This is a genomic window from Pectobacterium wasabiae CFBP 3304, assembly GCF_001742185.1.
Lineage (GTDB): Bacteria > Pseudomonadota > Gammaproteobacteria > Enterobacterales > Enterobacteriaceae > Pectobacterium > Pectobacterium wasabiae.
The window spans coordinates 986,058-1,005,370 of the sequence record NZ_CP015750.1; the positions used below are offsets into that span (position 1 = coordinate 986,058).

Genomic DNA, 19,313 nt, shown 5'->3' on the forward strand with positions numbered 1-19,313 from the left:
AGCCCGCACTGTTCGGTGCGGGCTTTTTCTGGAATCTTGGTATGCGTCAGCCCGCACCGTTACTGGTTGTATCGGTGATGGTAATAATCGTGGTGATCAGGCTGATAGTGCGCATGCTAAAATCGAATCTCATTAGAAGTAGAGTTATCTGCCCTATTAGTTAGGCTAATCGCCCTTTTAAGTCAACGGATTTCTTTTTTTTCTTCTCGTCGAATAAAAAACGCCTACCGCTAAACCCACTGCTAACGCAGAAATAAGCCGGACAAACCATTGCCAAAATACGCGTTTCAATATGTTCGACTGCCAAAAAAGCCATCTCTGCTATCTTATTTCGGCAATCTTTTTTCGATATCGTGTAGCAACCGATGGAGCATCGCCGTATCACGCTGCTCTAAACGCCCCAATCGCTGATGCAGCCAGTCCCGCAGTTTTTCATCGTCCTCAACGGTCAAATTAACCAGTAGCCGATCCAGACGATCGTGCAGCGCCGACAATTGGCCCGCTACTGCTGGCTGCACCGCTTCCGGCTTGACCTGCATGAGCCCAGACAACTGGTAACAGAATACCATCACCGCCTGGCCAAGATTCAGCGAAGGATAGTCCGCTTTCATTGGCACGCCGGTTAACACATCTGCCAGTTCAAGCTCTTCATTCGTCAGGCCGGTATCTTCGCGGCCGAACACCAACGCCGCAGACGCCATCCAGTGGCTCTTCTCCTGCAATAGGTCTGTCAGTTCTGCTGGCGTGCAGTAATAGCGAAATTTAGCCCGACTGCGTGCGGTGGTCGCCACCGTAAAATCAACATCTGCCAGTGCATCTGCCAGCGAGGAAAATACCTGAACGTTATCCAGAATATCTCCTGAACCGTGTGCCACCCAGCGGGCCGCAGGTTCTTGGTGTGCCGTGCTACCGACAATACGTAAACTGCTGAATCCCATCGTCTTCATCGCACGAGCCGCCGCCCCTACATTCTCTGCCCGAGCGGGCTCAACCAAAATAATATGAAACTGCATAGACTCCCCAGTATGGGTTAGTACGCTCTGGCACTCTTTGCGCCAGCAGGTCAATAACATGGTCCTGTAATCGATAGCGTCATTAATAACGATTGATTGATAACGGCCCATCGATAGCGATCTATCACTCGCTACAGGTAGAAAATTAACAATAAACCAACAGAATTTCTGGCATCCGCTCAGCCTTTGATAGGAAACATCGAGGAGTCCAAAAAATGGGCGGGAAGAAAAACCCTAAGAAGAACAGGGTAAATTATTTTATTTCAATAAGTTATAAAAACATCAACGTCTGTGTAGCGTCAATTATGATTATTGGCATTTGCTATGCTAAATCGTTCATAAAAAGTGCTAAATTGTGACATAAACAGGCAATCCTATAAGTGTTTATCACAAAATAGTTAACGTGCTAAAATGAAATTTGATATATGTCAACAGAACCGTAGATTTATCAGCAGGCAAAATCAGCGCTTACTGTTATGTTGCTGTTAATAAGGTTAAACTGTGCGCCACTTTGAGCGCAGTTAAATTAGCGCCACGCTCACCCGCTAGCAGTACCTCTAAGCGGGTAGAGAATGAACACCAGTAACGCATTTACGTACTTGAGTCTGATGTTGAGCGAGAGCGTAGTTTACCTCGATAAGCTCCAGGGAAATACCCGGAATAACTGGCGTTGTAGCCAGCGGGCCAGCAGGGTATGACAGCGACTTCTGTACTTCCGATTTCTATAATTTAAGTTGGCAATTTTAGGTAGCAAACATGCAGACGCCGCACATTCTTATTGTTGAAGACGAGTTGGTAACCCGTAATACCCTCAAAAGTATTTTTGAGGCCGAAGGGTACGTTGTCCACGAAGCCACCGATGGCGCAGAAATGCACCATATTTTGTCCGAAAATGACATCAATCTGGTGATCATGGACATCAACCTGCCAGGGAAAAACGGCCTATTGCTGGCACGTGAGCTGCGTGAGCAAGCTACCGTTGCCTTGATGTTCCTCACCGGTCGTGACAATGAAGTCGATAAGATTCTTGGTCTGGAAATCGGTGCGGATGATTACATCACCAAACCGTTCAACCCACGTGAATTGACGATCCGCGCACGTAACCTGCTGTCACGTACCATGAATTTGGGCAGTGGCACTGAAGAGCGTCGTCTGGTGGAAAGCTATCGCTTCAACGGCTGGGAACTGGATATCAATAGCCGTTCTCTGATCAGCCCGGCTGGCGAGCAATACAAGCTGCCGCGCAGTGAATTCCGCGCCATGCTGCACTTCTGCGAAAACCCGGGCAAGATTCAGTCCCGTGCTGAACTGCTGAAGAAAATGACGGGTCGCGAGCTTAAGCCGCATGACCGTACTGTTGATGTCACTATCCGCCGTATCCGCAAGCACTTTGAATCAACGGCCGATACGCCAGAAATCATCGCGACGATCCACGGTGAAGGCTACCGCTTCTGCGGCGATCTGGATAACTAATCCTACTCAGCCGGAGCAGGTTTCTGTTCCGGCTGTTTTTCCCTTCTTACCGCCTGCTATTCACCCTTTCCCCACGGCATCACCGGCACCGCACTTAGCGCATTTTTTGGCGAACCATCCACCAGTCGATCAGAGTAAGCAAGATAGATCAGAGAACTGCGTTTTTGATCGTAAAACCGAACAACCTGCAATTTTTTGAAAACCAACGAGGTTCGTTTTTGGAATACCACGGATCCGCGGTTACCACCGTTTTTGATTTTATCGGACAGATCAATCGGCCCAACCTGCTGACAAGAAATTGCCGCATCCGACGTGTCTTCCGCCAGCCCTAACCCGCCCTTGATTCCACCGGTTTTAGCTCGGCTAATGTAACAAGTCACGTTTGCTACATCAGGATCGTCAAACGCTTCCACCACAATCTTATGGTCCGGCCCGAGTAGTTTAAAGACCGTATCGACCGATCCCACTTCTTCCGCATTGGCTATGCTAACGGCAGATAGCGCCAGTAGCCCCGCCCCCATGATTCGCTTTATGTTCATATTTCAGACTCTGTGATAATTCATAACAAACGATTAATAACCACAATAAAAAAGAGGATGTACAAAATAAACCGCTTTGTTCAACCCCCTTATCCAAATTACCTGTGGAATATTTTCAAAAATCTTCGGCAGTACCAACGTGAAAATATTGCTATGATGCGGGATCTCAATACGCTCGCGCTCAATGTGTTTGATGAGGAAGATTATGGATCAAGCCGGTATCATACGTGACCTACTAAGCTGGCTGGAAAGCCATCTTGACCAACCATTATCACTCGATAATGTGGCAGCGAAAGCAGGTTATTCCAAGTGGCATCTGCAAAGAATGTTCAAAGACGTAACGGGAAATGCCATTGGTTCCTATATCCGAGCGCGGAGATTGACCAAAGCGGCGGTTGCACTCTGCCTGACCAGTCGCCCTATCCTTGATATTGCCCTGCAGTACCGTTTTGATTCGCAACAAACTTTTACTCGCGCGTTCAAAAAGCAGTTTGCCCAAACGCCAGCGTCTTACCGTCGTTCCGATAATTGGAACACCTTTGGCATTCGACCGCCAATCCGGCTTGGTGAATTTACCCTACCACAACCACAGTTTGTGGTACTGCCAGAAACGCAACTTCTTGGGCTAACGCAAACCTATAACTGTCGCCTTGAACAGATCTGTAACTTCCGCACAGAAATTCGCGTCCACTATTGGCGTCAATTTTTAGGCGAAACCTGTTCCGTCCCGCCAGTGCTTTACGGGCTGCACCATTCGCGTCCAAGCAAAGAGAAAGACGACGAACACGAGGTGCTCTACACCACCGCGCTGGAGCCGCAGTACCTGCCCGATGACGTTCACACGGGCGAACCCATTACGCTACCGGGCGGCGACTACGCGATGTTTGTTTTTGAAGGGCCGAAAGACGAGCTACAGGATTTCATCATTACCCTGTATGACACATGCCTGCCAACCTTTCAGCTCACCCGTCGCAAAGGGTTCGATGCCGAGCGTTTTCACCCCAACCGCGATACCGATGGGGAAATACCCGACATCATTCGCTGCGAGTATTTTATCCCCATCCAACATCCAGAGCCGCTCTCAGCGCTGTAATTCATCCAGCGCCGGAATATCCAAATGGGAAATATCTCCGGCCGTTTCCACCACCCAACCTGGTGCCAGCCACGGGCTTTGCTGATAATCGATGCGCGACAGGGAACAGTTGCGCAGACGCAAACGCCGCTCAGCCGACGCCGGTAGCCCTAGAACCGTACTCAGCAGGCACCCTAACGCCATCCCGTGGCTCACCAGTAGCGGGCGACTCCCTGCCGGCAGCGTCAGGCAGCGTTCCAGAACGCCATGCATGCGTAATGCCACATCAACCATCGATTCACCTTCTGGGATACGGCCATCGGGCGTGCCATCCACCAGCCCTTTGCGCCACCCTTCTTCTTCAGCGGTCAGCGAATCCAGATCGCGTGCTTCTAATACACCCATGTTCAATTCACGCAGCCCAGGCTCCAGGATTATCTGGCAATTACTACTAGATTTAGCGATGATTTCTGTTGTCTGACGCGTTCTTCCGAGATCGCTGGTAAAAATATGCGTAATCCCTAACGTCCTGATTCGTTCAGCAACTTGCTCTGCCTGCTGCTCACCTCTTGGCGTCAGCGCACTGTCCGATTGACCCTGAATACGTCGAGCCACATTCCATTCTGTTTCGCCGTGGCGAACAAGATATACCTGTAACATGGTTATTTTCCGTTATACTGCGTCAAATTAACTAAAGGTACGAAACTGTTATGTATCACGTTGTCGCTGCAACTACCAACCCGGCAAAAATTAAGGCTATTACTCTGGCATTCACCGATGTCTTTGGTGCAGAAAATTGCCGCATCGAAGGCGTTGACGTCGATAGCGGCGTCCCACGTCAGCCTCTCGGCTCTCTTGAAACCCGTACCGGTGCCAGAAACCGCGTGATGATGGCTCGTCAGGTACGGCCGGAAGCCGATTTTTGGGTCGGTGTCGAAGCAGGCATTGAAGAAAGTATGACTTTCGCCTGGATGGTGATAGAAAATGCTCACCTGCGTGGCGAATCACGTTCTGCAAGCCTGGTCCTTCCAGAAAGTATATTACATGGTATCCGTGAAGGGCGGGAATTAGGTGATGAAATGGAACGTTTGACGGGTGTTCAGAACATTAAACATAAAGGTGGAGCCATCGGCGTCTTCACCGATGGCAAATTGTCACGTACCAGCGTATATCATCAAGCGTTGCTGCTGGCGCTGGTGCCGTTCCATAACCCGATCTATCAGATTCCCGTTCAGACAGCGAAACAGTAACGGTTACGCGTCGTCACCCAACGGTTTATTTGCCGATAGCAACTGCGCTTCCAGCCAGCTTTTTAACGCGGGGGGCGCGGCTTTTAGACTATTTGAACCGCGCGTAATCGTAGCAATTCCCGCCCCTAGCTCGCTTTTCAGCTCACGCTGGCTCATTTCACCCCGCATTAACTCTTGCACAATTCGCACCCGCGTTCCCAACGCGGTACGCTCATCCGGCGTCAACAGCAGTTGCAACAATGGCAGTTGGAGATCTTTTTCAATTGATTGCTGCAATAACGCGACAAAGCGTAACCAATGCTCATTGTCTTGTTCAGAAAGTGTCGGGTCGATAAGCGATAACGGAGTCATAATGGGCTGCCATACTATTTAACTAGTACGGCAGCATAACATAATTTCAGGGAACGATCGCAACGCCGCGTCTCAGTAACGCCGCTGCCATTCCCCATCCGTCAGCACATTGGCTGGCTGATTGAGGAAATAGCGATAGAAGACGTCATAGGCCAGCACATTTTTCACGTAACCGCGTGTTTCCGAGAACGGGATACTTTCGATAAACGCAACGGAATCGATACGTCCCGCGCTATTCCTCAGCCAGGTATTCACACGCGATGGCCCGGCATTGTAAGCCGCAGAAGACAGAATGCGGTTACGACCAAATGTCTGGTACACGTACTCCAGATAACTCGTTCCCAACAGAATATTCGTCTCGGGATCGAGCAACTGGCTACTGTTATTGTAGAACGTGATATTGCTCATTTTAGCGGTATGCTGCGCCGTTGCTGGCATCAGTTGCATCAGGCCCGATGCGCCAACCGGGGAACGGGCTTTCGGGTTCCAGGCACTCTCCTGACGAGCAATCGCCATCGCATAGCTCTGGCTGATCCCTTTGCCCTGCGTTTCACGGCGGAATTCATTATTCCAGGCTAACGGGAAACGTTCTTCAAGATGATCCCACAGTTTCGCGACAATGGTCGCCTGTACGCTTAAATCTGCCCAGCGCTGTTCAAACGCATAGCGGGCAAGGGCTTCCTGCTGCGGTTTACTGCGATTTGCCACCAGCCCAACCCACTCACTACGCGCCAGATTATCCATCTGCCAGAACATCAATTCCCGCACGCGAGTGATTTCGGGTAATTGAGACAAAGAAGGGTCCGGCTTCACGGCTGTCATGACAGTAATAGGATAGCGCTCGTTCAGTTTCTGCGCCGCCGCCATTGGGTAGAACCCGCGCTCCTGCATCAGGCTGCGTAATAACGTCTCACCTTCCTGACGTTTACCCTGATCCAACAGCACAACTGCACGCCAATAGCGCCATTCGTCTTTCTGTAACGCCTCCGTCGGTAAGCGCGCCATCCAGCTCACCAACCCCTGGCGATCGCCCGCGCCCAACGCCATGCGCACACGGCGCTCCAGCAAGGTAGTCGATGTACTCCGCCGCGCCACGTCATCCCGCCACTGCGCCTGCTCAGGCGTGGCATCATTGCCCATCAAACGCCAGGCGATGGTTTCTTCCATATCCTGACGCTCTGCGGCGCTCATTTTCTGCAAACGAACAATGACTGGCAGCATCGAACGGGCATTGTCCGTATCCTGACGCGCTGTACGCGTGAAGGCTGACAGCGTAACTTTACGCGTAAAATCCGTTGGCCCAACGGTACGGGCAAAGCTCTCCAGCGAATTGGGGTCATTCTGGAGTTTCAGCAGCGCATCGCCCATCGTTTTATAATCGTCGGGCAATTGCTTAATGAGATAGCTCACCAGACTCGTGCTGCCTTCATCCATGGCCAGACGCGCACGTTCCAACGTCGTCAGCGGCGTTTGTTCCCCCGCTTGCTGCCAGGCAGAGAAAAGTTTATCGCACACGGTAGGGAGCGAACGCCCGGTCAGCCAGATATCACGCGTGGCTTCCCACACGCCCTGGCGCTGGCCAGTTGCCCATTGAGCGTAATAAAAGTTACAGCGGGCACTGACCGGCTTTGGCGGCTGCGGACTAAATGCCAGCAACCCGATCCAGTCCTGACGGCGTGCCAGTTCATTCACAAAGCTGGTCGTGAGATTACGGGCAGGCGGCAGCGTCGGGTGCGTTGCCATAAACTGCCTCACCTGCGTTGCGCTGACCTGACTCAGATCCTGCGTAAGTGAGCGATACTCAAGGTAAGGATAAAGCGGGTAGTTGCGCAGCGTCGGCATCAGTTGCGCTACTGTGTCCATCTGATTGCTGTCCCATGCCTGCTTAACCTGCTGATAGCGCTGACGCTGTTCGTCCAGAGAATCCGCCAGCACATGACCGGAAGCCCCAGCCAGACATATCGCCGCAACGGCGTACCACCAATGACCTGCTTTTATCACCTGCATTAACCTCATCCGTTATCGAACCTGCTATCGGCATCCTTCATCGTATCGATACCCCTATCCTATACCCAAAATATTTCGAGTTGCATGAAGGCGGCAACCGCATGAATCCCCAGGAGCTTACTCAGGTAAGTGACTGGGGTGAGTAAGGGCAGCCAACGCACAAGCAACTTGAAGTATGACGGATATATCGGGCAGATCCAGTGTGGCACATCATGCCAGACAACGATACGCCGATCCGCAAACCGATTCTGAAATTCACCGGGCGGGCCTACGTCTCAGATCGACCATGGCAAATCGCCGGATGGCTGGGATCGCGGGCTGAAACCCGCTACACTCAACGGTTAGGATAATCGAGCGTTGCCGAGGTGTTTTCTCAGCGGCGCTATTCGTATTCAGTAGCACCGTGCTACACATCGTCACCCGCTTAAGGTGACAAATCATAGAGATAAGAGAGAGGCGAAGTCGCAACGTGGCTCAATATGTTTATACCATGCATCGCGTCGGTAAGGTCGTTCCGCCGAAGCGTCACATTCTGAAAAACATCTCCCTCAGTTTTTTCCCCGGTGCCAAGATCGGCGTACTGGGTCTGAACGGAGCCGGTAAATCAACGCTGTTGCGTATTATGGCTGGCATTGATACGGACATTGAGGGCGAAGCTCGCCCACAACCTGGAATCAAAATCGGCTATTTGCCGCAGGAGCCACAGTTAAACACGGAACACACGGTACGTGAATCCGTGGAAGAAGCGGTTTCTGAAGTCGTGACCGCCCTGAAGCGCCTGGATGAAGTCTATGCGCTATATGCCGACCCAGATGCAGACTTCGATAAACTGGCCGCCGAGCAAGGTCGGCTGGAAGAAGTCATTCAGGCACACGATGGTCACAACCTGAATAACCAGTTGGAGCGCGCGGCAGATGCCCTGCGTCTGCCGGAGTGGGATGCAAAAATTGCCAATCTGTCTGGGGGGAGCGTCGTCGCGTTGCGCTGTGTCGTCTGCTGCTGGAAAAACCAGACATGCTGCTGCTCGACGAACCGACCAACCACCTGGATGCCGAGTCAGTAGCCTGGTTGGAACGCTTCCTGCACGACTTCGAGGGCACAGTTGTGGCGATTACCCACGACCGTTACTTCCTCGATAACGTCGCAGGCTGGATTCTGGAGCTGGACCGTGGAGAAGGTATTCCGTGGGAAGGCAACTACTCTTCCTGGCTGGAACAGAAAGATCAGCGTCTGGCACAGGAAGCCTCTCAGGAAGCGGCGCGCCGTAAATCCATTGAGAAGGAGCTGGAGTGGGTGCGTCAAGGCGCTAAGGGCCGTCAGTCGAAAGGCAAGGCGCGTCTGGCACGCTTTGAAGAGCTGAACAACACGGAATACCAGAAACGTAACGAAACCAACGAACTGTTTATTCCACCAGGTGCTCGCCTCGGCGATAAAGTGGTGGAAGTCACCAACCTGAGCAAGTCTTACGGCGAGCGTCAACTCATCGACGGGCTTTCTTTCTCCGTACCGAAAGGTGCGATTGTCGGCATTATCGGCCCGAACGGTGCGGGTAAATCGACGCTGTTCCGCATGATGTCCGGTCAGGAACAGCCAGATAGCGGCGCGATCGAACTGGGTGAAACCGTAAAACTGGCGTCAGTCGACCAGTTCCGTGATGCAATGGACAACAGCAAAACGGTCTGGGAAGAAGTCTCCGGCGGGCAAGACATCATGCGTGTCGGCAATACAGAAATGCCGAGCCGTGCCTATGTTGGCCGTTTCAACTTCAAAGGGGTTGATCAGGGCAAACGCGTTGGTGAGCTATCCGGCGGTGAGCGTGGTCGTCTGCATCTGGCGAAGCTGTTGCAGGTAGGCGGCAACGTACTGCTGCTCGATGAACCTACCAACGATCTGGATATTGAAACCCTACGCGCGCTGGAAAACGCCCTGCTGGAATTCCCTGGCTGTGCCATGGTGATCTCGCATGACCGTTGGTTCCTCGACCGTATCGCCACGCACATTCTGGATTATCAGGATGAAGGTAAAGTCGAATTCTTCGAAGGTAACTTTACCGAATACGAAGAGTATAAGAAACGTACCTTGGGCGCAGAGGCACTGGTGCCTCACCGTATCAAATACAAGAAAATTACTAAATAAGCCGCCACTAGACGTCATAAACAAATGGCCCGCAACGCGGGCCATTTTTCTTTCCGGTCATACTTCATCTATTGGGAATCAGAACGTTTCCCAGTTTTGATTACTGTTACCTTTACTGCTGGAACTAGCGATAGCCATTGCTGGGGCTAAACGCGGTTGCGAAGCCGCTTTCGGCAATGACGTTCTCTGTTGCTGAGCCACGCCAGCTAGCTTGAATACCGCGACAGCCTGTGTCAAACGCGCTGCCTGCTCTTCAAGTGAAACGGCTGCAGCCGAGGCTTCTTGCACCAGCGCCGCATTCTGCTGCGTCGCACTGTCCATTTCGGACACGGCCTGACTCACCTGCCCGATACCGCGGCTCTGCTCATCAGAAGCGGAGGCAATTTCCCCCATGATGTCAGTCACACTGACAACCGCACGGACAATCTCGCCCATCGTTGTGCCTGCCTGCGCCACCAGCCCAGAGCCGGTATCTACCAGCCTGCCAGATTCGCCAATCAGCGTTTCGATCTCCTTCGCCGCCTGTGCACTGCGCTGCGCCAGATTGCGAACTTCACCCGCTACCACGGCAAAACCACGCCCTTGTTCACCCGCACGCGCCGCTTCTACTGCGGCGTTCAATGCCAGAATATTGGTCTGGAAGGCAATGCTGTTAATAACAGAAGTAATCTCGGAAATGCGTTTTGAGCTAGTGGAAATATCCTGCATGGTGTCCACCACGCCTTGCACAATCTGCCCGCCTTTCCCTGCTTTTTCAGATGCGTTCTTCGCCAGTTGGCTAGCATGGTGAGCATTGTCAGAGTTTTGTTTCACCGTTGCGGTCAACTGTTCCATGCTCGCAGCGGTTTCCTCCAGCGCGGCTGCCTGTTGCTCGGTACGCGAAGAGAGATCGACGTTACCTGCGGTAATTTCTGACGATCCTTGATAGATTGAATCCGCACCTTCACGCACGATAGTAACCGTATCGGTCAGTTCCGCCTGCATATTCTGGATATTCGTCCCCAGGATGCCGATTTCATTGCGTCCCATCGCCATCGGTGGCAGCGTCAGATCTCCCGCTGCAATTTTCTGGATACGTTCAACCAGCCTGTTGATAGGCGCAAGGATCACATTGCGCACCATGATGTACGCCATGATCGCCATAATAATGGCTAAGGCAAACGAGCCCGCCATCATCCAGTTACCCAGTTTCGCGTTCTCCGCCGCTCGATCATTGATGTCTTGCGCGGCTTTTGTAAGCTCAGTCACTTTCTTACGCACCGGAACGCTAAACGCTTCATCTAATGAGCGTGCCACCGTGCTTTCCAACGACACCAGATCTTCGAATTCACCATCATTCGTGGCTTTCTGCATCACCACAATCGCGTTATCACGGTAGTTGGCGTAAGCCTTGAGAATATCCTCATCCAGGGCCTTTTCACTCTCCAGCCTGTCTGGACGCGCAAGATATTCATCAAGACGTTTCTGTGAGGCTCTGACTCGACCAGCAGCCTGATCTGAAGCAGCTTTAAATACCTCGTGATCGCTAATGCGATTTGCTGCCCCTGCCTGAATAAGTAACAGCCTGGCAACGCGTAGCTGATCGAGGCTGCTACTGATGCCAGCTCGAATATCAGACAGCTCATTCGCTTTATCCAGTGAATCATTACTCTGCTTTAAGAAATAACTCGCAGTACCAATAGAAAGCGCAAAAAGAATCAGGATAATTGAAAAAAGAGTAATAAATAGCGAGACGAGGCGTATATTGTTGATGTAACTCAACTTCTCTTTTTGAACAGACATAGATTGCATTGTCATTTTCACCATCACTGGTCTACATTATCTCTGCCATCATGGCTGCGACAGAGCTCGGATATTACCGTGACAACCACGCCACGCAGAAAACAAATACCTTTCATAAAAAAGTCAAAAGAAACCACATTGTGTTATCGGCACTTCCACGCTAAAGCGTACCTAAAATAATCTGATAGAAATCACGTTTCAATAAAAAATGAAACAAAGCAATAAAAATGAAACAAAAACCTTTTTCTCTGCCTATCACGGCGACTTTTTCAAAACTATTGAGTAATCATCCAACGCGTAATGCGGCCAAACGACGTCGATAAAACACGCCCGTGCTGGTTAATTCAGCAAATATCAGAGAACTGGCTCAAGCGGACGCCCAGTAAGTGAAGAGTCATGGATTTTGCCTATCTCACTGTTCTACACTTTGTTCTATTCATAAGAACGATGTCTTATGCAAAAAACCGCATTCTGAAAACAGTAAGGAACATACCATGACCGCTCATGCGATAGCCGTTGATCCACAACAGCCAGAAAACTTCATCGCCATCACACCGGCCATCCCGGAGCCCGGTGAGTACGATCTGCTGATCGGCGTAAAAGCCATTTCCGTCAACCCGGTTGATACCAAAGTTCATGCCGGATTGCGTCAGAATGGATTACAACAGCCCAGAATTCTCGGCTGGGACGCCAGCGGCATCGTGCTAAAAGTAGGCAGCGCCGTTAGTCACTTTCAGGTCGGTGATGAAGTCTGGTACGCCGGCGACATCACACGCCCCGGCAGCAACACCACCCATCAGTTGATTGATTCACGTATCGTGGCGCGTAAGCCAGTGTCTCTGGACTGGACAGCCGCTGCCGCACTGCCTCTCACCGCGTTGACCGCGTGGGAAGGGTTGTTTGAGCATCTGAAAATACAGCAGGCCGATAGCAAAAAAACGCTGCTGATTATCGGTGGTGCGGGCGGCGTCGGCTCTCTCGCGATTTCTCTGGCAGCGCTACGCAGTTCGGTGAACATCATCGCCACCGCGTCACAGCCCGATTCGGCAGAGTGGTGCCGCCAACGCGGTGCACACAAGGTCGTGGATTATCGGAATCTGGTGGGTGAGCTAGAAAAAGAGGGGATCAAACAGGTCGATTATATTTTCTGCCTGAACGATACCGACGGCCACTGGGATGCCATCAGCAAGCTGATCGCGCCAATGGGTCACATCTGTACCATCGTGGAAAACAAAAACCCGCTCGACCAAACGCAGCTAAAACTCAAAAGCGCAGCGCTGCATTGGGAACTTATGTTTACCCGCAGCATGTTTACCACACCGGATATCGCGGAACAGGGAAAAATTCTGCACGAAGTCGCACAGTTGGTTGATGCAGGAAAGCTTCAGGGAACCGCCAGCGAAGCGCTGCAAGGGTTAACGATAGACACGCTGAAACAGGCTCACGATAAAGTATTAGAAGGGCATATGCGCGGCAAGATCGTTATCGCGCTTTAATAACGCAACCAGCCCCCTTTGGGGCTGGTTGTTTATTCACTGATTAAAACGTATTAGAACAGCAGACGGGCACGAATGGTGCCAGGGATCGCTTTCATCAGTTGCAGTGCCGTTTGCGCACCGTCAGTTTCAACGTCGATCACCACATAGCCAATTTCAGGCGTCGTTTGCAGATACTGCGCGGCAATGTTAATACCCTGCTCAGCAAAGATCTGGTTAATTTTGGTAATCACACCAGGACGGTTTTCATGAATGTGCAACAGGCGGCTGGCGCGAGCACCGTGAACCGGCAACGACACTTCAGGGAAATTCACCGCAGACAGCGTAGAGCCGTTGTCTGAATATTTCGCCAGTTTCCCGGCAACTTCATCACCGATATTTTCCTGCGCTTCCTGCGTGGAACCACCGATATGCGGCGTCAGCAGCACGTTGTCAAACTCGCACAACGGCGACAGGAATGGATCGCTATTAGTTGCCGGCTCCTGTGGGAATACGTCAATCGCCGCACCGGACAAATGCTTGCTGCTCAGCACTTCACACAGTGCAGGAATATCAACCACCGTACCGCGAGCGGCGTTAATCAGCAGCGAGCCCGGTTTCATCAGCGCCAACTCTTCCGCGCCCATCATATTATGCGTACTTTCATTCTCTGGCACATGCAGGCTCACCACGTCGCTCATATTCAGCAGGTCGGACAGATGGCGCACCTGTTGAGCATTGCCCAACGGTAATTTACTTTCGATGTCATAGAAGTAAACGTGCATACCCAGGCTTTCAGCCAAAATACCCAACTGCATACCGATATGGCCGTAGCCGATGATCCCAAGTTTTTTGCCGCGAGCTTCAAACGATCCCACCGCCAGTTTGTGCCAAATACCACGGTGCGCTTTCGCGTTCGCTGCCGGAATACCGCGCAGCATCAGCAGCATTTCGCCGATCACCATTTCTGCCACAGAGCGGGTATTGGAAAAAGGTGCATTAAATACCGGAATACCGCGCTTGGTCGCGGCCGACAGCTCAACCTGGTTAGTCCCAATACAGAAACACCCTACCGCGATCAGTTTTTCCGCCGCAGCAAAAATTTCTTCTGTCAGATGGGTACGCGAGCGGATACCGACAAAATGCGCATCGCGAATGGAGGCTTTTAGCGCCTCAGGATCCAGCGCGCCTTTGTGGAACTCGATGTTGGTGTAACCGGCTGCACGCAAGTTATCCAGCGCGCTCTGGTGCACGCCTTCCACTAACAGAAACTTAATCTTGTCTTTTTCCAGTGATACCTTTGCCATTTCCCGACCTTATTTTCAGACTTCAAATGTGACAGAGTGCTAAATAACCTCTGCCAACATAACAAAAATTACGCAGTCAGCAATACAAACGATTGCGTTGCCCAAGCCGCACATCAGAGAAGTGCGACTGATTTATGGCAAAAAATATTGCCAAAGAGATGCATCGCCATATCGACGATAAATAAAATAAGAAAATGTGATATTAAGTACCAAAAATGAGCCGTTAACTAAATAGATTTTTTTAGCTAAAAAATTTCTGACGTGGAACGTGGATGTTCATCACGTCAGAACGATCATGTACTCATTTAACGACGGTTTTTACACCTTCGGCAGTACCGACTAACGCGACATCGGCTCCGCGATTAGCAAACAACCCAACGGTCACGACGCCTGCGATACCATTAATGTGGTTTTCTACCGCGACCGCATCCATGATATTGAGGTTGTGTACATCCAGAATGACATTGCCGTTATCCGTCACCACACCCTGGCGGTATATCGGCTGCCCGCCCAGTTTGGCCAGTTCACGCGCCACGTAAGATCGCGCCATCGGAATGACTTCAACCGGCAACGGAAATTTTCCCAGCACATCAACCTGTTTTGATGCATCAACGATGCAGATAAACTGACGCGACAGGGCCGAAATGATTTTCTCACGAGTCAGTGCCGCCCCACCGCCTTTAATCATCTGCATGTGCCCGTTGATCTCATCCGCACCATCCACATAAACATCGAGCGAATCCACATCATTGGCGTCAAAAACGGGAATGCCCAGACTTTTCAACTTTTCCGTTGAGGCATCTGAGCTGGAAACCGCACCTTTGATTTGATGTTTTATCGAGCCCAGCGCATCAATAAAGTGTGCTGCCGTCGATCCGGTTCCTACTCCCACAATGGTGTCAGGACGGACATAATCGAGCGCCGCCCATCCCACTGCTTTTTTCAGTTCATCTTGCGTCATAATCTGCTTCTGGCCTGTAGAATCAATATACGAAAACGTGTGCGTATTATAGAACATGCGCGTTGGGGAATGCGTACAAATTCATCACCCCATTACTGTATTATTTCACGCGCCCCGCACTACACGCAGCGTGCTGAATCGTGATTTCACACAGCAGCTAAAATAAGATTTCTGCATGGCAAATCAGCAAAATGTGGCATAGTGAAAAAAACGGACTCATTCAGAGGACTTTGAATTTCATGAAACGCCCGGACTATCGAACGCTTCAGGCTCTGGATGCCGTCATCCGCGAGCGTGGTTTTGAACGCGCTGCCCAAAAGTTGTGTATTACCCAATCTGCCGTTTCGCAACGTATTAAACAGTTGGAAAATCTGTTCGGCCAGCCGCTATTGGTCAGAACCATTCCGCCCCGCCCAACAGAACAAGGGCAGAAACTGCTGGCTCTGCTTCATCAGGTAGAATTGCTGGAAGAAGAGTGGTTGGGGAACGAAACTAACAGCGATATTCCGCTGCTGCTGTCGCTGGCAGTGAACGCCGACAGCCTGGCAACCTGGCTGTTACCAGCGTTACAGCCGGTGCTGGTCGATTCGCCGATTCGCCTCAATTTGCAGGTAGAAGACGAAACGCGCACGCAGGAAAGGCTGCGCCGGGGTGAAGTGGTGGGTGCAGTGAGTATTCAGTCTCAGCCGCTGCCAAGCTGTCTGGTGGATAAACTGGGCGCACTGGATTATCTATTTGTCGCATCGCCGGCCTTCGCCGCCCGCTATTTCCCGAATGGCGTGACGCGCTCGGCGCTGCTGCGCGCCCCCGCGGTCGCCTTTGACCATCTGGATGATATGCATCAGGCTTTTTTACAGCAGAACTTTGATTTGTCGCCGGGCAGCGTTCCCTGCCATATCGTGAATTCGTCGGAAGCCTTTGTTCAATTGGCGCGACAGGGCACGACCTGCTGCATGATCCCACATCTGCAAATCGAGAGAGAGCTTGCCCATAACGAGTTAATCGACCTGACGCCGGGGCTATTTCAACGCCGGATGCTCTACTGGCATCGCTTCGCACCGGAAAGTCGGATGATGAGGAAAGTGACGGACGCCCTGCTCTCACACGGCCATCAGGTGTTGCGGCAGTCATAACGTATTCCGATGATCATGGAGTGTGTGACTTGGTAACCTACAAATCACACACTCTCATCAAGGCCAGTTACACGCTCATATTCCAAGAACAGCGCTTCCTGCCGATCTGTATCGGCCACCTGTTCATTCCGAATGAGGAAAAGTATGAAGGGTTCCGCTAGGTGCACACAGAACCTGAAAGGGGAAGAGAAGGCACAAATCACGTTTCTGATACCATCATGCTATACCTGACGTAACTCCGTTCTCTGAATCGACCAACTTCACTGAGTAGAACCATTCTTTATGAAAATATCACAGCGTGCTATTTTCAGTTTGGGTATAATTTTTTTAACAATTCTTTCTTTCCATTATTAAAAGCATCAAGATCTTGTTTATTATCTGTATTTTTCATATACACGTCCCTTTCCTTATTAAAATCTTTATCATCATTCAGAAATAAAGCCATTAGGTAATCTATATTATTGACACCTTTACTCCTCATTAATGAAATAACATCTCCATAGCACAATGAATTATATTTACCAATCCTGTCTTTCAACATACACTCCTGTAACATTAAAGAGTAATTCTCATCATGCTTATTGAAAGTGTTAAGTACGAAAATTGCTTTTTCATACTCACCTCTAGAAGATAATATACTCGAATATATTCTTGTTACATTAATGTTATTAGGATTTCGATCTGAAAGAAATTGCAAATTATCTAACTCTTGTTTTTTTTCACCATCATTTGCAATAGCATATTTCCTTGCCAACTCTGACGCTTTTTTCGTTGGTTCATCAACATATGAATCATATGCATAAGAAAAAACAACCATTGAAAAAAACAATACCATTGCACTTGGGATTTTTTTTATTAACATGTTAATACCTTACAAAATGGAGTTAATGTTATAACCTTCTTCATGCTCCCAGGGAATGGGGGAACGGATCCTGTATATCCAGAATCATAGAAATAACCAACTTCAATTTCTATTTTAGGTGATGAAAAATTTTCATTCTGAATCTGAAATTCAGTTGAACCAATGAATATATCATCAATACCTACAGCAAAATGCTTGCCTATTTTTCTTTCAAGCTTATATATTTTGTTATTGAGAAGATCTTTAACCTTACACCAAAATATAACATTCAGCATTTGGCCCGCCTAGGCAGGAGTTACCTCTTGCCCAAGCCCGTTATCCACAGAGCCACCTAAGTTTTTAAAGCTCTTTGTTGAGATCTTTATTGTGTGCGCTGTAGCTCAAACACGACATCCACCTGATCGTCAAAGTGAATGGTTTGCTGCTCATAGGTTTGTGCCGCTTCGGTTTGCGCAGCCGCATCTGCCGTTTTAAACATCCGCGCCATGGGCATCGGCTGATAGTTGGCAACATGGTAGCGAACGCTGTAGATCGGCCCCAGCTTGGCGTTGAAGCCCTGCGCCAGCGCTGCCGCCTGACTTGTCGCCTGCTCAATCGCTTTCTTACGCGCGTCATCACGATACGTTTCTGGGTTAGCCACGCCGAGTTCTACCGTCCGAATCTCATTCAGGCCCGATTTCAGCGCCCCATCCAGCAGTTCGTTCAGTTTATCTAATTGACGCAGCGTCACTTCCACCTGACGCACGGCACGGTAGCCTTTCAGCACCGACCCACCCGTTTTCAGATAGTCATATTCTGGCTGCGTGCGTAAATTGGCGGCATTAATGTCTTTTTTCTCAATGCCGTTCTTACCTAGAAAATCAAAATATTGTGCAACGCGGGCATCAACCTGCTTTTTCGCTTCCGCCGCATCCTTCGATGACACGCTCACTTCAATCGCCAAGCGCGCAATATCCGGCGTCGCGTCTACGCTGGATGTCCCTGACGTCACGATATGCGGGCCATCCGGCAATTCCGCAGCCTGTGCGACCATCGACACGCCGCCAAATCCTACTGCAGCGGCCAGCGCCAGTGCATTTAGCTTCATCATAGCTCGCTTCACAATCTCTCCTTACTTATGTTTCATCACGCATGTGGCCCAGCAGATTTTTCCTGCGTTGGCGCAGCATGTTCCAGAATGGAAGATACGAGAAAGGTATCTTTTACCAGACAACATAACGTATTACCGACTCCACACAATATAGGTGAATTTCTGAAACGTAACGTAAAGCGACGCCATTTATTTCTATCCACTATTGCCAGCCGTGACGCGCCAACTGCAAAGCAATCCCCCACATCACCACACCGACAAAAACGTTGATGACCCGCTGTACCCGCGGTGTATTCAGCCACGGTGCCAACCAGGCCGCCAATAACGCCAGCGCAAAGAACCAGGTGAAGGAAGCCGTTATTGTCCCCAACGCAAACCAGCTTCGATCATCCTCCGTAAACTGGCTTCCCAGACTTCCCAACACCACAAAGGTATCCAGATAGACATGGGGATTAAGCCAGGTCACTGCCAGCATCGTGGCAATAATCCGCCAACGGCTCTGCTTCATCACCTCGGCGCTGGCCAGTGCGATATTTTTGCTGAACGCCGTTTTCATCGCTCCCCAGCCGAACCAGAGTAGAAACGCGACACCGCCCCAGGTCACCGCCCCAATAACAGCGAGGACTGACTGAGCAACGCGCTACCGCCAAAAATACCGGCGGTAATCAACACCATATCGCTCACAGCGCACAACAGCGCCACCATCAGATGATACTGGCGGCGGATTCCCTGATTCATCACAAACGCATTCTGTGGCCCCAGCGGCAGAATCATCGCCGCCCCTAATAGAACGCCTTGTAGAAAGACAGCAAACATGATTTCCCTCGTAGATAAAGCGCCAATAGCGGCGCATGCGCGATGT

17 protein-coding genes, 2 pseudogenes and 1 other annotated feature (1 of these 20 only partly in view) are annotated in these 19,313 nt (G+C 50.6%); of the genes and pseudogenes, 6 read left to right on the top strand and 13 right to left on the bottom strand.

Going from position 1 to position 19,313, the window contains the following annotated elements:
- Positions 1-108, bottom strand: a sequence feature (Thr leader region) (it extends 8 nt beyond the left edge of the window).
- Entirely contained in the window at positions 47-133 is an 87-nt protein-coding gene (gene thrL, locus A7983_RS24795; RefSeq protein ID WP_071531141.1) for a thr operon leader peptide, read from the bottom strand. It overlaps the preceding feature by 62 nt.
- A gap of 193 nt (positions 134-326) precedes the next feature.
- Complete coding sequence (locus A7983_RS04385; RefSeq protein ID WP_039478956.1) at positions 327-1,013, bottom strand: tRNA/rRNA methyltransferase; 687 nt, start codon at positions 1,011-1,013, stop codon at positions 327-329.
- A 756-nt stretch (positions 1,014-1,769) separates the two neighbouring features.
- Here A7983_RS04385 and arcA point away from each other — a divergent pair.
- Positions 1,770-2,486 carry a two-component system response regulator ArcA gene (gene arcA / locus A7983_RS04390; protein ID WP_005973184.1) on the top strand — a complete coding sequence of 239 codons (717 nt, stop codon included), beginning with the start codon at positions 1,770-1,772 and terminating at the stop codon, positions 2,484-2,486.
- 56 nt (positions 2,487-2,542) lie between these two features.
- Here arcA and creA read toward each other — a convergent pair whose 3' ends face one another.
- The gene (gene creA, locus A7983_RS04395) at positions 2,543-3,025 is read right to left on the bottom strand and encodes a protein CreA (protein WP_005973182.1); all 483 of its coding nucleotides are present in this window, start codon (positions 3,023-3,025) and stop codon (positions 2,543-2,545) included.
- Positions 3,026-3,230: 205 nt separating this feature from the next.
- Here creA and robA point away from each other — a divergent pair, with 205 nt between their 5' ends.
- Complete coding sequence (gene robA / locus A7983_RS04400; protein ID WP_005973181.1) at positions 3,231-4,118, top strand: MDR efflux pump AcrAB transcriptional activator RobA; 888 nt, start codon at positions 3,231-3,233, stop codon at positions 4,116-4,118.
- Here the strand turns inward: robA and gpmB are convergent.
- The gene (gene gpmB, locus A7983_RS04405) at positions 4,107-4,757 is read right to left on the bottom strand and encodes a 2,3-diphosphoglycerate-dependent phosphoglycerate mutase GpmB (protein ID WP_005973179.1); all 651 of its coding nucleotides are present in this window, start codon (positions 4,755-4,757) and stop codon (positions 4,107-4,109) included. The genes robA and gpmB overlap by 12 nt on opposite strands.
- Positions 4,758-4,807: 50 nt before the next feature.
- On the opposite strand from gpmB, the gene yjjX reads away from it, so the two are divergent.
- Positions 4,808-5,347, top strand: a complete 540-nt coding sequence (gene yjjX, locus A7983_RS04410) for an inosine/xanthosine triphosphatase (RefSeq protein ID WP_005973177.1) — start codon at positions 4,808-4,810, stop codon at positions 5,345-5,347.
- 3 nt (positions 5,348-5,350) lie between these two features.
- On the opposite strand, the gene trpR is transcribed toward yjjX, so the two are convergent.
- Positions 5,351-5,698, bottom strand: coding sequence for a trp operon repressor (gene trpR, locus A7983_RS04415; RefSeq protein WP_005973175.1), 348 nt, complete (start codon positions 5,696-5,698; stop codon positions 5,351-5,353).
- Between the two features lie 72 nt (positions 5,699-5,770).
- Positions 5,771-7,705, bottom strand: coding sequence for a murein transglycosylase (gene sltY, locus A7983_RS04420; RefSeq protein WP_005973173.1), 1,935 nt, complete (start codon positions 7,703-7,705; stop codon positions 5,771-5,773).
- A gap of 469 nt (positions 7,706-8,174) precedes the next feature.
- On the opposite strand from sltY, the pseudogene ettA reads away from it, so the two are divergent.
- Positions 8,175-9,841: pseudogene (ettA, locus tag A7983_RS04425) on the top strand (energy-dependent translational throttle protein EttA).
- Between the two features lie 78 nt (positions 9,842-9,919).
- Here the strand turns inward: ettA and A7983_RS04430 are convergent.
- A complete protein-coding gene (locus tag A7983_RS04430; protein WP_039478980.1) occupies positions 9,920-11,623 on the bottom strand; it encodes a methyl-accepting chemotaxis protein in 1,704 nt (567 codons plus the stop codon).
- A gap of 494 nt (positions 11,624-12,117) precedes the next feature.
- On the opposite strand from A7983_RS04430, the gene A7983_RS04435 reads away from it, so the two are divergent.
- Positions 12,118-13,119 (top strand): zinc-binding alcohol dehydrogenase family protein, encoded by a 1,002-nt coding sequence (locus A7983_RS04435; RefSeq protein ID WP_005973167.1) that lies wholly within the window; start codon positions 12,118-12,120, stop codon positions 13,117-13,119.
- Between the two features lie 53 nt (positions 13,120-13,172).
- Here A7983_RS04435 and serA read toward each other — a convergent pair whose 3' ends face one another.
- Both serA and rpiA read right to left on the bottom strand, forming a co-directional pair.
- Entirely contained in the window at positions 13,173-14,405 is a 1,233-nt protein-coding gene (gene serA, locus A7983_RS04440) for a phosphoglycerate dehydrogenase (RefSeq protein WP_005973165.1), read from the bottom strand.
- 301 nt (positions 14,406-14,706) lie between these two features.
- Complete coding sequence (rpiA, locus tag A7983_RS04445) at positions 14,707-15,366, bottom strand: ribose-5-phosphate isomerase RpiA (protein ID WP_039478976.1); 660 nt, start codon at positions 15,364-15,366, stop codon at positions 14,707-14,709.
- 239 nt (positions 15,367-15,605) lie between these two features.
- Between rpiA and A7983_RS04450 the strand changes: the two genes are divergently transcribed.
- On the top strand, positions 15,606-16,499 hold the full coding sequence (locus tag A7983_RS04450) for a LysR family transcriptional regulator ArgP (RefSeq protein ID WP_005973160.1): 894 nt from the start codon (positions 15,606-15,608) through the stop codon (positions 16,497-16,499).
- 307 nt (positions 16,500-16,806) lie between these two features.
- Here A7983_RS04450 and A7983_RS04455 read toward each other — a convergent pair whose 3' ends face one another.
- From A7983_RS04455 to argO, 4 genes and pseudogenes are all read right to left on the bottom strand, one after another.
- Complete coding sequence (locus tag A7983_RS04455; protein ID WP_005973158.1) at positions 16,807-17,361, bottom strand: hypothetical protein; 555 nt, start codon at positions 17,359-17,361, stop codon at positions 16,807-16,809.
- Positions 17,355-17,636, bottom strand: coding sequence for a hypothetical protein (locus tag A7983_RS04460; RefSeq protein WP_005973156.1), 282 nt, complete (start codon positions 17,634-17,636; stop codon positions 17,355-17,357). Before A7983_RS04460 ends, A7983_RS04455 begins: the two co-directional genes overlap by 7 nt.
- An 86-nt stretch (positions 17,637-17,722) precedes the next feature.
- A complete protein-coding gene (locus A7983_RS04465) occupies positions 17,723-18,448 on the bottom strand; it encodes an oxidative stress defense protein (protein WP_039478970.1) in 726 nt (241 codons plus the stop codon).
- A gap of 205 nt (positions 18,449-18,653) precedes the next feature.
- Positions 18,654-19,267, bottom strand: a pseudogene (argO, locus tag A7983_RS04470) (arginine exporter ArgO).
- Between the last annotated feature and the right edge of the window lie 46 nt (positions 19,268-19,313).